This is a genomic window from Desulfobaculum sp. SPO524 (assembly GCF_044987625.1).
Taxonomy (GTDB): domain Bacteria; phylum Desulfobacterota; class Desulfovibrionia; order Desulfovibrionales; family Desulfovibrionaceae; genus Desulfobaculum.
This window is the reverse complement of sequence record NZ_JBJDSB010000006.1, coordinates 142511-156697: the sequence shown is the minus strand read 5'-3', so window position 1 is coordinate 156697 and position 14187 is coordinate 142511. Positions and strand designations below refer to the sequence as shown.

The window sequence follows — 14187 nt, the reverse complement described above, 5'->3', positions numbered from 1 at the left end:
CGCTATTCTCCCCGCACCCTGCGGACTACGAACTGGTCCTTGTGCTGGCCCTCAAAGTACGAGCGGATAAGCAGCTCGCCGATAAGGCCCATGAAGACGATATGGACCCCCGAAATAAGCGCAAGGGCCGCCAGTACCAGCAGTATCCCCCACGACACGCCAAGCCCTAACGTTCCCTTAAGTAGCGCCAAAAGCGCCACGCCCCCAAGGCCCGCCCCGGAGGTCAGCCACGCGATTTTGCCAAAGAAATGAATAGGCCGCGTCATATAATCCGAAAAGAACCGCACCACGATGAGGTCCAGCACCACGCGTAGAACGCGCGAGAGGCCGTACTTGGCCTCGCCGTGGATGCGTGGGCGGTGGTGGACCTCAATCTCCGCCACCCGCACGCCCAGCCACGCGGCAAAGACGGGGATGAATCGGTGCATCTCGCCGTAGAGGCGGATGTTTTTGATAATGCCGCGCTTATAGGCCTTGAGGGTACAGCCGTAGTCGCGCAACTGCACGCCCGTGCCCTCAATGAGTTTGTTGATGATGCGGTTGGCCACCCACGAGGGCAGGCGGCGGGTGAGGGCGGCGTCCTTGCGGTATTTGCGCCAGCCGTTCACGAGGTCATACCCCTCGGCCATGGTCTCCAGCAGGCGGGGGATGTCGTGCGGGTCGTTTTGCAGGTCGCCGTCGAGGGTGATGACGATGTCACCCCGGCAGTATTTGAACCCGGCAGACAGGGCTGCTGTTTGCCCGTAGTTGCGGCGGAATTCAATGACCTTCACGCGGGGGTCGTTTTCCGCCGTGGCCGCCAGCACTGTGTCGGAGCCGTCGGTGCTGCCGTCATCAATAAAGATGATTTCGCATGTTTCGTGCAGGGCGCCCAGCACCTCGGCCAGCTCTTTATACAGCGAGGTGATATTGCCGGCTTCGTTGTAGACGGGGACGATGACTGACAGCGCGGGGCGCTTCTCCCCGGCCCCTTCGCCAAAATTGCCAATCATGCTCATGGGCGAAATGCGCCCAAGGCGCGAGGACAAGGGCGGCTCGCCGGGGCTGGCTGCGGGCGCGCCGGGGGCGGCGATGGCTTCACGCAGGCGGTGGGCTTCATCCTCTGCGCCTTCGCCCTCCAGTGCGGTGACGATGGCCGTGGCCGCGTCTACTTCGCCAAGGGACACCAGCACGTAGCCAAGATTGGCGCGGAAGGTGTCCTGCTGGGGGGCCAACTGTGTGGCGCGCTCAAGGGCGCGGCGCGCGGCGGGCAGGTCGCCAAGGGAATAGGCGGCCACGCCAATATCGTTATGCAGTTCCGCATCATCCGGGCGCAGGGCAAGGGCGCGTTCAAGATGCTCCCGCGCGCCGGACATGTCGCCTTGTGCGGCGCGGTAGCGGCCAAGGTGGGCGTGGGCGTCGGCGTCGTCCGGGGCAAGGGCCACGGCGCGCTCCAGCAGACGCCCGGCTGTGTCCGCCTGCCCTGTCTCATGGGCGAGAGCGCCGGTAAAAAGCACAAGCTCAGGCGTTTCGCGCTGGTCAATGGCCTTCAAGAGGCGGGTGAGGGCGTCGGCGTATTCCTCGCGCCGGAAGTGCAGCAGCCCAAGGGCAAGGTTGGACTCAAAACCGTTGGGGTCCAGTTGGAGGCGCTTTGCAAGGCGGCGGATGTCGTCGTTGGAGGTGGTCATGTGGTACTCCGTGCGCGTTCTGGCTCCGCCTGCGCGGCGGGGATGGCGATGATGCAGGTTCCGGATGCGTCGGGCAGGATAACGGGGCGGAAGCTGCGTCCTGCGCAAAAGCCGTCCACGGCCTCGGCCACGCCGGGCCAGCGGGTTCCGGCGTAGTCGTGCACAATGATGATGCCCCCCGGACTCATGCGCGGGGTAAAGAAGGCCAGCCCGGCGCGGGTTGGTTCCAGCAGGTCGCAGTCCAGATGCACGGCGGCAAAGCGTTCGTCGTCCGGTACGGCGCTGGCCGTTTGGGGAAAATAGCCGGGGCAGTAGGTGACGCCGTCCTCGCCGACGCGCTGTTTCACCAGATCAAGGCTGGTGTTGGCGCATTCGCGCCCGGCCTTGTTGACGGGGTCGGCGTCGATATCGCGTTGGGGCAGGCCTTCGAAGGTATCAAAAAGGTACAGGCGCCGCTGCGGCGCAAGATGGCGGAAAAGGCGCGCGGTCACGCCGCGGTAGACGCCAAGCTCGGCCAGTGCGCCGGGGACGCCTGCGCCGAGGACGCGGCGGATGTTGGCGTGCAGGGCGTACAGGCGCATCAGGTCCGCCCCGCGCGGGTCGTCCATCCGGGCGATGGCGTGTACGGCGTCCCAGTCCGGCATGGTCCAGTGCCATGTGGGGCGGCTTACCAGATGAAAGCGCCCGCCCGGACGGTTGACGGCGCTGAACAGGGCCTGCGTTCCGGTCCGGACGAGGCAGTTCTTTATCCGGCGCAGGATGGGCATGGGGCGTCTCCTTGGGCGGTGGTGTAGGCGGGGCAGACAAGGGCGGCAAGCTCCTGGGCAAAGGCTTCGGCGCGGTGGAAGGTGGTGTGCCTGTCAAAGACGGTACGCAGGGCCGCGCGGGCGCGCTTTTCCGCTGCGTCTGGCCGCGCGAGGATGGTGCGCAGCAGGTCACGGTAGGCCGCCGGGGAGTCGGCCACAAAGAGGGCGTCCTCCTCAAAGCGGCGCGGGAGCAGGGCGGGGCGGTCCACCAACTGAGGCACGCCGCAGGCCGCAAGGATGTAAGTGCGCTCGTTCAGCTCCGTTGGCCGTGAAAACTGCGAGGCAAGGTGCAGGTTCAGCCCCACCCGCGCGCGGGCAAGGATGCTCCGCTGGGCTGCTGGCGGCGCGTCGGAGAGCAGGCACCGCCGCGCATGTCGCCATCCCGGCCCGTCCACGAACCCCGCCCTCTCGCGCAGGATGGGGGCCAGCCAGTCGGCGTAGCGGTCCCACTTGGAGCGGTTGGACGAGGCCAGAAACACATAGTCAATGTCCCGGCGGATACCCGGCGCCGGGTAGAAGTCCACAATATTGGCGCCAAACTCCACGGACAGGATGGGCAGGCCCCGGTCATGGAACGGGGCATAGTCCTCATGGGTTAAGGACTCGCGCGCATGCCACGACATGTAGCCCCGTACGCCAAGCTCTTCGGCGCGGGTCAGGCGCTGGCTGAGGGGGGCGTCGGCTCCGCCCTCGGGCGATGCGGTGAGGAAAAGATGCAGGGGCGCGCTTTGGCGGTAGTCCGTTAGGGCGTCGTGGTCGATGTCGTCAAGGTAGACGCGGTGGTCGCTGGTAAGCAACACGTTGGGCGCAAGGCGTTCCAGCGCTTCCCGCCATGGCGCGCCAAAGGGCTGCGCCAGCGTGGGCACGCCCAGCACGTCCAGACTCTGGGCCAGATTGGTGTAGGCCGAGTATCCGGCGGGGGAGACCGAAGCCGGGGGGACATGCACCAGCACGCGCAGAGGGCTGCCAGCAAGGCGTCCGGTAAAGTGATGCAGGGCCTTGGCGCGCAGGGCAAGCCCTTCTGCGGCGAGGCTGGCGCTTTGCGGCGCGGGGGCGTCCTTGTCTGCGGCGGCGATGGCCCAGTCCAGCAGCTCATCATGGGCGGCGATGGTCCTGGGGTGCAGGCGGCGCTGAAGCTGGCGGAAGCGCGTGGCCGCATCGGCGGTGCCCGTCAGCTCGCGGAAGGTGTCGCGCAGGGCGCGCAGGGCGTTACGCATGGGGCGCCCTCCTTGTGGCGGCAAGGCGGCGCAGGCGCGAGATGGCGCGCCGCGCGTACAGCGCCGCAATGTCCCGCGCGGGAAAGCGCAGGGCCGTGCGCGAAGTGTCCACATGGGGGCTGGTGATGGCCCCGGTGGTGGAGCCGTCATCCGGCTTCCAGCGGCGGCAAAAGGTGGCCCAGTCTTCGTCCGCGCGGGCCAGATTGCCTTGGCGTATGGCCTTGGTGGCGTGGGGGAAGTGCTCCACAAAGGAGCGCGGCGCGTCCGCGACCTCCCACCCCCGGTCCCACAGGCGCATGCACAGGTCGCCGTCGGCGTGGTAGAAGCTGTAGGCGTCCTCGTCGCAGTAGCCCACATCCTCCAAGGCCTCGCGCAGATACATGCCGTGGTTCACGAAGATTTTGCCCCCAAAGGAATGCCCGACGATGTAGGGGCGCTTTCGGAAGCTGTCCCGCCAGTAGAAGGCCAGCGCGCCGACGCGGCGGCCTTCGCCGGTCAGGGCGCCGTGGTGGGCAAGGGCCGCGTCCACACTGCCGGGGACGAGGAGGGCGTCGTCACTGACCATGAGCACGTAGCGTCCGTGCGCGGCCTTGAAGGCCAGATTCATAAACCACCCCCACGACCGACGCGGCAGGGGCGCGCCCCGCCACGTGCCGCGGTTGTGCTGGACGATGGTCACCACGTCCTTTTGCGAGCACAGCCAGCGGATGGCGCCGTCCGTGGAACCGCCGTCCACCACGATGATTTCATGCGGGTGGGGGGCCAGTTCGCGCCGCAGGCTGGCGATGGTGCGCCGTAAAAAGCGCGCCCGGTTGTAGGAGCCGAGAACGGCCGAGATGACGGGCGTACTCACGCGGCCTCCTGTGCCAGCAGGGCTTCCAGCCTGTCGCAGAATGCGGCCAGTCCGGGCGCGGGGTCGAGGCGTTCGTCATAAAAGCGTTGGGACTCCTGCGAGTGGAAGGCGTAGTCGCGGTCCATTTCCGTAAGCAGGCGTCCGGTTTCGCAGGCCTGCTCGTAGATGCGTCCGCACCCGTAGCGCGTGAATTCACGCGAGAACACGGGCAGGGCGCTGGCAAGGATGGGCAGGCCGCACAGGGCGTACCAGCCCACTTTGCCCGAGGAAAAACCGATGTGGGTGATGTTTTTGCCGCTGGTCCAGTCGTCCGGTGTGGCCATATAGGGCGCAAAGCCAAAATCCGCAGAGGCAAAGACCTGCGGGAGCACCTCCGGCGGTACCGGACCGTGGGAGAGGAGCAGACGTCCGCTCTCGGTCAGCCGCCCGAGGTGGGCGTCCATGCGCGGACCAAGGCCGGAGCGGCAATGCACCACCAGCAGGAACTCTTCGGGCCATGTGGCCAGCATATCCTGCCACAGGTGTAGGCCCGCCCAGCTGGACGGACTGCCCGCATACAGCACGATGCGCCGTTCGTCCGGGATGCCAAGGCGGCTGCGCAGCCAGCGCGTTTCGCGCAGGGGGGTGCGCAGGGGCGCGTTGGGCACAAGGACCATGTCCTCGCGGGGCAGGCCTGTTTGTTCGGCCAGCAGGATGGCGCGTCCGGCGTCCTGCACCAGCGTGAGCTGCACGTCGCGGCAGGCCGCGCGCTCGGCGGCGCGCAGGGGGCGCTCTGCCGGGGTGAGCTCGTCGTCAAACATGATTTCAAAGGACAGATACACAAGGGGCAGGCGCGCGTGGGTGTTGAGGCGGTGGGCCATCTCCAGCCCGCGCGGGTCCACGCCGATGATGGCCTTGTAGCCGCTGGCGCACAGCTGACGCGGGCGGCGCGTGCGCCGCAGCCGCCGGACCAGCCGCCCCCGCAGGCCGCTAGGGGAGGGGGCCATGGGGTTGCAGGGGCCGTGCTCCGCCACAATGCCGGTCAGCCCGTCCGGCAGGCTGACGCGCATATCGCCGTCCGGACCAAGGATGTCCACACGGTAGAAGCGTGCGGCCAGGGCCTCGGCCAGATTGACGAGGGTGGGGTTCACCTCTGGCCGTGCGTAGGGAGTAACGATGCAGACCGCGCCCTTCATGCCCGCTTCACCCCCACGGCGTAGACGCCAAAGGTCTCGGGCGAGGGCTCGCGCCGGGTGAGCCATTCGCCCTGTTCCACAAGGTCCAGCCCTGCCGCGTCCATGGCGGCGGTGACCTCGGGCTGGAACAGATAGCGCATGATGTGGTCTTCGCTGATGTGCCGGGCCGGGGCGCCCTCGCGCTCCACTGTGAGGTCAAAGTGCACGGTGACGGTGTGCGCGGCGGGGTCCATGGTGGGCGTGGTGCGCCTGTGCAGGCGCACGTCCTCGGCGTCCACGTGCTTTTCCGTTTTTTGCGGGGGCTGGGCCGTCACGCAGGGACCGTACCAGTAATCGAACAAAAACGCGCCGCCGGGGCGCAGGTGTCTGCTTGCGGCGTTCATGGCGGCGGCAAGGTCCTGCGGCGTGGCCATGTAGCTCATGACGTGAAAGAGCGCGACAACGGCGTCAAAGGTGCGCGGTAGGCGCAGGGTGCGGATGTCCTCCTGCACGTAGGTCAGGCGCTCGCCCATGGCGCAGGTCACGTCCATATTCCGCGCCGTGGCCAGCGTGAGCATGCGCGGGCTGCGCTCCACGCCGGTGACGGCCACCCCCTGCCGGACAAAGTGCTCCGCGTGGCGTCCACTGCCGGTGCCAAACTCAAGGAGCGTTTTGGGCTGGCCCGTGTGCGCGGCAAGGCGCTCCAGAACGAATGCGGCCTCGGCCTTGGAATCTTTTTCTGGGTAAAGCAGATCGTAATACGTTGCGTATTCGTCAAAGATGGCGGAGGCATCGCCGTGCGGCGTTGTGGGGTCATGCGACATGGCGCAGCGCCTCCTTCACGGCGCGGGCGACGCGCTGTTGCTCGTCCTCTGTTATGCCGAGGCCGTTTGGAATGTAGAAGCCCCGCCGGGCTAGGCGTTCGGCCACGGGGTGGGATTCCCCGGCAAAGAAGCCCATATTCAAAAACACGGGCTGTTCGTGCATGGGCCAGAAAAAGGGGCGCGTGCCGATGCCTGCTTCGCCAAGGCGGCGCATGACGTCCTCTGCGCCAAGGGGGATGTCATCATCCAGAACCACGCCAAACACCCAGTAGTCGTTGGTGCATCCCGGTCCGGTGGGGCTGGGCAGTATGAGGCCGGGCGTGTCCGCCAAAAGCTCCGCGTAGCGCTGGCCGATGGCGCGTTTTTTTTGCCTGTGGGGGCGCAGGCGCTCCAGTTGGGCCACGCCAAGGGCCGCCTGCACGTTGGACATCCGCCAGTTAAAGCCCAGCGTCTGGTGCACAAAGCGCCGCTCGGGCTGAAAGCAGAGGTTGCGTAGCTCGCGTAGGCGCTGGGCAAGGGCGTCGCTATCTGTAAGGAGCATGCCCCCTTCGCCGGTGGTGACCAGCTTGTTGGGGTAGAAGCTGAAGATGCTGATGTCGCCGAAGCTGCCGCAGGGGGCGTCCCCGATGCTTTGGCCGTGGGCCTCCGCCGCGTCTTCGATAAGGGCAAGGCCCTCGCGCCGGGCAAGGTCCACCAGCGGGGCCATGTCCACGGTGAGGCCGTAGGTGTGCACGGCCAGCAGGGCGCGGGTTTTGGCGGTCAGGGCGCGCTGTACGGCGGCGGGGTCCATGCACCATGTGTCCGGCAGACTGTCCACCACCACCGGGCGCGCGCCGCAGCGCACCACGGCGCCGGCGCAGGAAATAATACAAAAGGTGGGCAGGATGACTTCGTCACCGGGGCCGATGCCGAGGGCGTGCATGGCGGCTTCCAGTGCAGCGGTGCCGCTGGAGACGGCAATGCCGTGGCAGCGGGCGCAGTGGCGCGCCATGCCGTCCTCCAGCCGCCGGACGAATTCGCCCTCGGACGAAATCCAGCCCGTTTCCACGCACTGTGTCACGTAGCGCTGTTCGTTGCCGTCGAGAACCGGGGTGCATACGGGGATAAAGTCGGACACTGGCGTCTCCTAGTCCGTCTCGTCCGTTTCGGGGATGAAGGTCTGGTCGCGGTCCACTCCGCAAAAGCGCGTCTTGTCGTGGTCTCCGGCGTAGGGACCTTGCTTGACTTCAATGAGCTGGGTGTCCTCCAGCATCTCGAATCCATGCCCGCCTGAAGCCAGAAGGATAACGTCCCCGGCGGTGAGGATGCGGCTGGAGAGGTAGGCGCACTCGTCGTCGTAGAAGTCCACCCGTAGCCGCCCGCTGACGACAAAGAGGACCTCCTGCGTCAGAAGCACCTCGCGCTGGACGGGGTTGTGCGCGTGCGGGGGGATGACGTGGCCGCTGGGGCGCCGCATGGACGCGAGCTGCTGCGAAAAGTCCCCGGGCGTGAAAAACTCAATGCCGTCCACGCTGTGACCAGCCCGCACCAGTATGGCCAGAATGCGGCCTGCATTCTCCACGCGCTCCACCATGCTCGCCTCCCCGCAAGGGCAAGAGGGTTGACCGATTCCATCAAAAATACCTGAAACTGCGGGAAGCGCAAGTATGGCGCAGAGTTGTACGCGGCGCTTTGGCGCGCGGTTTGCCCCGCGATGCAGGCGCGTGGCGCGTGTGGAGGGGATTTTGGCGTGCCCAAAAAAAGCCCCCCGGTGATCGGGGGGCTGTGTGCTTGTGGTGGAGAAGTTGGTGCTACTGGTCAGCAAGGTCCTTCATGCTCAGGCCAATGCGGCCGCGTTCGCGGTCCACCTCGGTGACGCGCACGCGCACCTGCTGGCGCACGCGGACCACCTCGGCCGGGTCGCGCACAAAGCGTTCGGCCAACTGGCTGATGTGCACAAGGCCGTCGCGGTGCACGCCAATGTCCACAAACGCGCCAAAGGTGGTCACGTTGGTGACGATGCCGGGCAAATGCATGCCGGGTTCCAGGTCCTTTATGTCGTGCACGTCCGCAAAGGAGAAGACCTCAAAGCTGCTGCGCGGGTCGCGTCCGGGCTTTTCCAGCTCGCTCATAATGTCGCGCAGGGTGGGCAGGCCGACCTCGCCGTCCACGTAGGCGTTCACGTCAATGCGAGCGCGCGCGTCCGCGCTGCCAAGGAGGTCCGGGACGGTGCATCCGGCGTCTCCGGCCATGCGGCGGACAAGAGCGTAGCGCTCCGGGTGCACGGCGCTGGCGTCCAGCGGTTCGCGCCCGCCGGTGACGCGCAGAAAGCCCGCGCACTGCTCAAAGGCCTTGGGCCCCAGGCGGGGGACCTTCTTGAGCTGCGCGCGGGAGGCAAAGGGACCGTTCTGCGTCCGGTAGGCTACGATGTTTTTGGCCAGCGACGGACCAAGGCCCGACACGTGGGACAAGAGCTCCACGCTGGCGCTGTTCACATCCACGCCTACGGCGTTGACGCAGTGCTCCACCACGGCGTCCAGCGCGGCGCGCAGTTTCTTTTGGTCCACGTCGTGCTGGTACTGTCCAACACCAATGGCCTTGGGGTCGATTTTAACAAGCTCGGCCAGTGGGTCCATGAGGCGGCGGCCAATGGAGACCGCCCCGCGTACGGTGACGTCATGGTCCGGGAATTCCTCGCGCGCGGTGGCGGAGGCTGAGTAGACCGACGCGCCGGCTTCGTTGACCATGACAACCTCGGGCGCACCGGGCAGGGAGAGGCCCCGGATAAAGGTTTCCGTCTCGCGTCCGGCTGTGCCGTTGCCGATGGCGATGGCCTCAATGGCGTAACGGCTGCACAGGTCGGTGACGGTGCGCGCGGCCTCCTCGGCTTTGCGCCCGCCATGGGTGGGGAAGATTTTCGTCTCCGTGAGCAGCGCGCCTTGTGCATCAAGGCAGACGAGCTTGGCCCCGGTGCGGTAGCCCGGATCAAGGGCCAGCACGCGCCTTTGCCCAAGGGGCGCGGCAAGCAGCAGTTCGCGCAGGTTGTCCGCAAAGACGGCGATGGCTTCGTCATCGGCGCGCAGCTTCAGGGCGGCCTTGGCCTCGTTCTCCATGGCCGGGGTAAGCAGGCGTTTGTAGGCATCCTGCACGGCCAGCAGCACCTGTTGGCTGTCTGCCCCCTTGCCGCGCACAAAGCGGCGGCTCAGACGGGAGAGGGCGGCGTCCTCGTCCGGGCGCAGGCTTACGCGGAGCACTCCTTCGCTCTCCCCGCGCAGGATGGCCAGCACCCGGTGTCCCGGCGCTTTGGCCGCGCGCTCGCCCCAGTCAAAATAGTCGCGGAAGGTGGCGGCGGCTTCCGTCTCGGCCTTGGCCTTGACCACAGCCGAGCGCAGTTCGCCCTGACGGGCAAAGAGCTGGCGCAGGGTTTCGCGCGCGGCGCGGTCCTCGGCCACAACCTCGGCAATGATGTCGCGCGCTCCGGCAAGGGCGGCGTCCACGTCCGGTACGCCCTTTTCCGCATTCACAAAGCGGCGCGCGCCGTCCTCCGGGTCCAGCCCTTTTTGCACCAAAATCGCCTTAGCCAGCGGGGCAAGGCCCTTTTCCCGCGCCATTTCCGCACGGGTGCGCCGCTTGGGGCGGTGGGGCAGGTAGATGTCTTCCAGCTCGGCCAAGGTGGCCGCGCCCGCCACGGCGCGCCTGAGGTCATCCGTCAGCAGGTCGCGCTCGGTGAGGGAGGAGAGGATGGACTCGCGGCGCTTGTCCAATTCGGCAAGGCGGTCCATCTGCTCGCGCACGGCGGCGATTTGGACTTCATCCAGCCCCTTGGTCTGTTCTTTTCTGTAGCGGGCAATAAACGGAACCGTGGCCCCGCCGGACAGAAGCTCCGCCGTGGCGGAAATGGCGGCCTGAGACAGGCCGAGGCTTTTGGCTATGGTGTCGCAATGCTGTGGTGTCATGCGGTGTCCTTATGGTGAGAAGGTTCGCGCGCATTGGATACGCAAGGGCGCGTCGAGGTCAAGGGGGTTGTGAGGCAGGAGGGGGAGAATCCGCGCCAAAGGGCGGTCAGGGGCGGAAAATCAGCCCAGAGTGACACGTTTCTATATTTCATATGAAATTACGATGAGTAAAAAAAAATGATTATGCGAAAAATTGCTCTAACTCAAAAAAGATAGTACGGACCTGGACTCAAGAGGTGGGTCTATGGGTGCAAAAAGGTTTCATATTCTCGCGATAGTCTTGCTGCTGGCGGGGTTTTCCTTCCCCGCGCAGGCGAGGACGATGGAAAAGGACACCGACGGCGACGGCGTGGTGGACCGCGTGGCGCATTTTGATGCGGGCGGGCACCTGACGTGCCTTGAGGTGGACGCCGATGCTGACGGCCGGTTTGAACTGCGCCAGCACTACGAGGGCGGCACCATCGCCCGCGTGGAGCGCGACGCTGACGGCGATGGCCTGTGGGAGTGGACCGAAACCTACGCGGGCGGTGTGCGCCAGCACCAGCAGCGCCTCGCCGCAAACGGACAGGTAGAATACGACGCCCGCTTTGATGCCAAGGGCCAGCCCCTGACCATCCGCCGCGACAGCACCGGGGACGGCGTTCTGGACACGGTGCAGTCCTATGCCCATGGGGTGCTCGCCGCCGTGACGGTGGATGTGGACCAAAACGGCGTGTGGGAGAGCCGGCAGGAGTATGACGGCGGCGTTCTGCGCACGCGGCGTGTGGACGCCGACCAAAGCGGCATTTCCGAGGCTGTGTACAGCTTTGCCGCGGACGGCAACGTCTGCCGCAGTGAGCACGATGTGGACGAGGACGGCTGGGCCGAGATGGTCCGCCAGTACGAGGGCGGACAGCCCGTCCTGCAGGAGGAGCGCACGCCGCAGGGCGTTTTGACCCGCCGTACCATGTATAGCGCGGGCCTGCCCGAGCGGCAGGAGCAGGACGTGAGCGGGGATGGGCGGCTGGACCTGACAACATATTTTGCCAAGGGCCGCCCCGTGCGGCAGGAGGCCGACACCACCGGCGACGGCGCGCGTGACACGGTTCGCCTGCTGGACGCCGAGGGCGTCCCCGCCACGGTGCGGCAGGACACCAACGCCGATGGGCGCTTTGACACCGTGCAGACCTACGCCGCCAGCATCCCTCAGCGCCTTGAGCGCGACGAGGACCACGACGGACGCCGCGAAACCGTGGTGCTGTTTGCGGGTGGCGTGCGCGCCAGCCTCACGCGTGACGCGGACGGCGACGGACGCCCGGACCACAAGGAAAACTACGACGCCAGCGGCCAGTGCGTGCGCGTGGAGCATGACCGCAGCGGCAATGGGCGCATTGATACGTGGCAGCGCCTGACCGGCGGAGAGGTGACGTTTATGGAGTCCGACGAGTCCGGCAATGGACGCGTGGACCTTCGGGCGTGGTTTGCTGGTGGCAACAAGACCCGCCTGACGCGCGATGCGGACGGTGATGGCCGCTTTGAGATCACCCAGCGCTACGGCCACGAGGGCTGGGACATGGTGCTGACGCAGGATGGCGACGGGGACGGCGTGGCGGAATACCGTCTGTGCTACCGCGCGGGCCTACTGCGCCACAAGGAGTACCGCCAGCCGGACGGCGCGGTGCAGATGGCCGAGTTCTTTGACGAGAAGGGCGCGCTGGAGCGAAGCCGCGAGCGCGAAGCCAGCGGGGCCGTGCTGACGTGGTTCTACGGCCCCGGCGGCGATGCCCTGCGCGCCGAGCGCGACAAAGACGGCGACGGCTCGCCCGAGGAAGTCTTTACTTACGACGGCGGCGTTGTCGCCGCAGTGTGGGAGGACACCAACGGCGATGGGCGCCCTGATGTGTGGGAAACCTATGATGCCAAGGGACGCCTTGTGTCCACGTCGCAGGACATGGACTTTGACGGCGAACCGGATTTGACCAAAGGCCAGCCCCGGGCTGGCGTGACGGACGCCGCCGACAGCGCGGCGGCAACGACGCGGAGGGATCATGTTGGAACTGCTGGGTAAGGGGGGCGTTCTCGTCTATCCCATTCTTGCGTGTTTTGTGCTGGTGTGCGCCATTTTTGTGGAGCGTCTTGTGGTGTTTTCCCGCGTGCGGGTGCGCGGGGCGGAGCTGGCAAGCGGCCTAGGCCGCCTTGTACGCGATGGCCGCGGCGGCGAGGCGCGCGCCATGCTGGATGGCGACAACAGCGCCCTTGGCCGGGTGCTGGCGCAGGTGCTGCCCGTCAGCGCGGCGGACAGGGAAATGATGGAAACCGTGCTTGTAAGCGCCACCAACGATGAGCTTCGCCACCTCTCCCGCCGTACGCAACTGCTGGCCACCATTGGCAACATTGCGCCGAGCCTTGGGCTGCTGGGCACCGTTATCGGCATGATTAAGGCCTTTATGGTGATTCAGGAAATGGGCGGCAAGGTGAACGCTGCGGTGCTTGCGGGCGGCATTTGGGAAGCCATGCTCACAACGGCCCTTGGCCTTGCCGTGGCGTTGCCCGCCATGGCCGCGCACAGCTACCTGATGGCGCGCATCACCCGGCACGAGGCCGGATTGCGGCGCGGGGCAGTGGCCTACCTGCAAACTTTGACCGGACCGGAGCGCAAGGCATGATGGTCCGTCCCGACTCCCGCCCCCGCTACGGCGTGCAGGTTCCCCTGACGTCCATTATCGATATTGTCTTTTTGCTGCTCATCTATTTTTTGCTGACCACCAACTTCATGGTGGACGAGGGCATCACCGTCAAACTCCCCAAGGCGCAGGCCTCCGCCCCGCAGGTGGAGCGCGAGCTTGTGGTCTATGTGGACGCCGCGGGCAAAACCTGGGTGGACGCCGACCCTGTGCCGGACGCCAGTCTGTTTACGGAAGTGAAGGGCCGCCTTGCCGCGCGCACAAACAAGGCCGTCATCATCCGCGCGGACCGGGAGCTGGTGCTGGATAATGCCGTGCACGTCATGGATACGGTGAAGGCCGCCGGGGCGTCCAAGCTGTGCCTCGCCACCGAAAAGGGCGCGGGGCAATGATGGACGCCGTGCGCGAGGATGGCCTGTTTGCCGCCCTTGTGGGTGTGTTTGCCGTTGCGTTGTGCCTTGGGCTGTGGGCCGCGCCGAACCCTGGGCCGGAGCGCCTTGCCGCCATTGAAATCGACATGGCGGACGTCCCATCGGATTCCGGGCGCGATATCCCCACCCCGCGCCGCAGGCTGGATGCGCCAACGCCCGTCTCGCCGCAGCCCGTGCGCGCCATGGCCCCGCCCATGGCCGCGCCTACGCCGGTGAAAACCGCGTCGGTGGATGCGCCGACCATTCCCGCGGCTCCGGGCGCGGTGGGCGATATGGCCGCCCTTGCCGGACCGGTTGGCGTGGCCGCTACGGCCAGCGATGCCATGGCGGGCTTCATGGGCCAGCGGGACTACTTTGAACTGCTCAAAATGCGCGTGGATGCCATCAAGGTCTATCCCGAACAGGCCAAGGCCACGGCGCGGCAGGGGCAGGTTGTGGTGCGGTTTGTTCTGCACAGGGACGGGGCTGTGTCTGCGGTGACCGTGGCGCAGACCAGCGGCTCCAAGGCCCTTGATGAGGCCGCGGCCCGCGCTGTGGAGCGCGCCGCGCCGTTTCCCTGCCCCCCGGCGGGGCTGTTTGAGTTGCCGGTTCGCCTTCAGGTTGGCGTGCAGTTTCTGCTGACCTGATTCATCACCAT

13 protein-coding genes are annotated in these 14187 nt (G+C 66.5%); 4 read left to right on the top strand and 9 right to left on the bottom strand.

Features of this window, described 5'->3' with window-relative positions; translation table 11 throughout:
* Window positions 1–2: 2 nt before the first annotated feature.
* The 9 genes from ACI3L3_RS16105 to ACI3L3_RS16065 form a co-directional block, all read right to left on the bottom strand.
* Window positions 3–1667, bottom strand: coding sequence for a glycosyltransferase (locus ACI3L3_RS16105; RefSeq protein ID WP_404846176.1), 1665 nt, complete (start codon window positions 1665–1667; stop codon window positions 3–5).
* Entirely contained in the window at window positions 1664–2434 is a 771-nt protein-coding gene (locus ACI3L3_RS16100; RefSeq protein ID WP_404846175.1) for a TylF/MycF/NovP-related O-methyltransferase, read from the bottom strand. The genes ACI3L3_RS16105 and ACI3L3_RS16100 overlap by 4 nt, the downstream gene beginning before the upstream one ends.
* Window positions 2413–3690, bottom strand: coding sequence for a glycosyltransferase (locus ACI3L3_RS16095; protein ID WP_404846174.1), 1278 nt, complete (start codon window positions 3688–3690; stop codon window positions 2413–2415). The genes ACI3L3_RS16100 and ACI3L3_RS16095 overlap by 22 nt, the downstream gene beginning before the upstream one ends.
* Complete coding sequence (locus tag ACI3L3_RS16090; RefSeq protein WP_404846173.1) at window positions 3683–4543, bottom strand: glycosyltransferase family 2 protein; 861 nt, start codon at window positions 4541–4543, stop codon at window positions 3683–3685. Before ACI3L3_RS16090 ends, ACI3L3_RS16095 begins: the two co-directional genes overlap by 8 nt.
* The gene (locus tag ACI3L3_RS16085; RefSeq protein WP_404846172.1) at window positions 4540–5718 is read right to left on the bottom strand and encodes a glycosyltransferase; all 1179 of its coding nucleotides are present in this window, start codon (window positions 5716–5718) and stop codon (window positions 4540–4542) included. The genes ACI3L3_RS16090 and ACI3L3_RS16085 overlap by 4 nt, the downstream gene beginning before the upstream one ends.
* Window positions 5715–6521: a class I SAM-dependent DNA methyltransferase gene (locus ACI3L3_RS16080; RefSeq protein WP_404846171.1), complete on the bottom strand. Its 807-nt coding sequence runs from the start codon at window positions 6519–6521 to the stop codon at window positions 5715–5717. The genes ACI3L3_RS16085 and ACI3L3_RS16080 overlap by 4 nt, the downstream gene beginning before the upstream one ends.
* Complete coding sequence (locus ACI3L3_RS16075; protein ID WP_404846170.1) at window positions 6511–7638, bottom strand: DegT/DnrJ/EryC1/StrS family aminotransferase; 1128 nt, start codon at window positions 7636–7638, stop codon at window positions 6511–6513. Before ACI3L3_RS16075 ends, ACI3L3_RS16080 begins: the two co-directional genes overlap by 11 nt.
* Window positions 7639–7647: 9 nt before the next feature.
* Entirely contained in the window at window positions 7648–8094 is a 447-nt protein-coding gene (locus tag ACI3L3_RS16070; protein WP_404846169.1) for a hypothetical protein, read from the bottom strand.
* Between the two features lie 217 nt (window positions 8095–8311).
* Entirely contained in the window at window positions 8312–10456 is a 2145-nt protein-coding gene (locus tag ACI3L3_RS16065) for a Tex family protein (RefSeq protein WP_404846168.1), read from the bottom strand.
* A 322-nt stretch (window positions 10457–10778) separates the two neighbouring features.
* Here ACI3L3_RS16065 and ACI3L3_RS16060 point away from each other — a divergent pair, with 322 nt between their 5' ends.
* The 4 genes from ACI3L3_RS16060 to ACI3L3_RS16045 are packed head-to-tail and all read left to right on the top strand — an operon-like array spanning window position 10779 to window position 14176.
* Window positions 10779–12503: a hypothetical protein gene (locus ACI3L3_RS16060; protein WP_404846167.1), complete on the top strand. Its 1725-nt coding sequence runs from the start codon at window positions 10779–10781 to the stop codon at window positions 12501–12503.
* Window positions 12484–13101 (top strand): MotA/TolQ/ExbB proton channel family protein, encoded by a 618-nt coding sequence (locus tag ACI3L3_RS16055; protein ID WP_404846166.1) that lies wholly within the window; start codon window positions 12484–12486, stop codon window positions 13099–13101. Before ACI3L3_RS16060 ends, ACI3L3_RS16055 begins: the two co-directional genes overlap by 20 nt.
* Window positions 13098–13511, top strand: coding sequence for an ExbD/TolR family protein (locus ACI3L3_RS16050; RefSeq protein ID WP_404846165.1), 414 nt, complete (start codon window positions 13098–13100; stop codon window positions 13509–13511). Before ACI3L3_RS16055 ends, ACI3L3_RS16050 begins: the two co-directional genes overlap by 4 nt.
* Entirely contained in the window at window positions 13508–14176 is a 669-nt protein-coding gene (locus ACI3L3_RS16045; RefSeq protein ID WP_404846164.1) for a TonB family protein, read from the top strand. Before ACI3L3_RS16050 ends, ACI3L3_RS16045 begins: the two co-directional genes overlap by 4 nt.
* Window positions 14177–14187 lie beyond the last annotated feature (11 nt).

Coding starts and splice junctions, on each gene's coding strand:
- ACI3L3_RS16065 (WP_404846168.1), bottom strand. CDS start 10,456: ATGACACCACAGCATTGCGACACCATAGCCAAAAGCCTCGGCCTGTCT.
- ACI3L3_RS16100 (WP_404846175.1), bottom strand. CDS start 2,434: ATGCCCATCCTGCGCCGGATAAAGAACTGCCTCGTCCGGACCGGAACG.
- ACI3L3_RS16045 (WP_404846164.1), top strand. CDS start 13,508: ATGATGGACGCCGTGCGCGAGGATGGCCTGTTTGCCGCCCTTGTGGGT.
- ACI3L3_RS16060 (WP_404846167.1), top strand. CDS start 10,779: ATGGAAAAGGACACCGACGGCGACGGCGTGGTGGACCGCGTGGCGCAT.
- ACI3L3_RS16055 (WP_404846166.1), top strand. CDS start 12,484: ATGTTGGAACTGCTGGGTAAGGGGGGCGTTCTCGTCTATCCCATTCTT.
- ACI3L3_RS16050 (WP_404846165.1), top strand. CDS start 13,098: ATGATGGTCCGTCCCGACTCCCGCCCCCGCTACGGCGTGCAGGTTCCC.
- ACI3L3_RS16095 (WP_404846174.1), bottom strand. CDS start 3,690: ATGCGTAACGCCCTGCGCGCCCTGCGCGACACCTTCCGCGAGCTGACG.
- ACI3L3_RS16085 (WP_404846172.1), bottom strand. CDS start 5,718: ATGAAGGGCGCGGTCTGCATCGTTACTCCCTACGCACGGCCAGAGGTG.
- ACI3L3_RS16105 (WP_404846176.1), bottom strand. CDS start 1,667: ATGACCACCTCCAACGACGACATCCGCCGCCTTGCAAAGCGCCTCCAA.
- ACI3L3_RS16080 (WP_404846171.1), bottom strand. CDS start 6,521: ATGTCGCATGACCCCACAACGCCGCACGGCGATGCCTCCGCCATCTTT.
- ACI3L3_RS16070 (WP_404846169.1), bottom strand. CDS start 8,094: ATGGTGGAGCGCGTGGAGAATGCAGGCCGCATTCTGGCCATACTGGTG.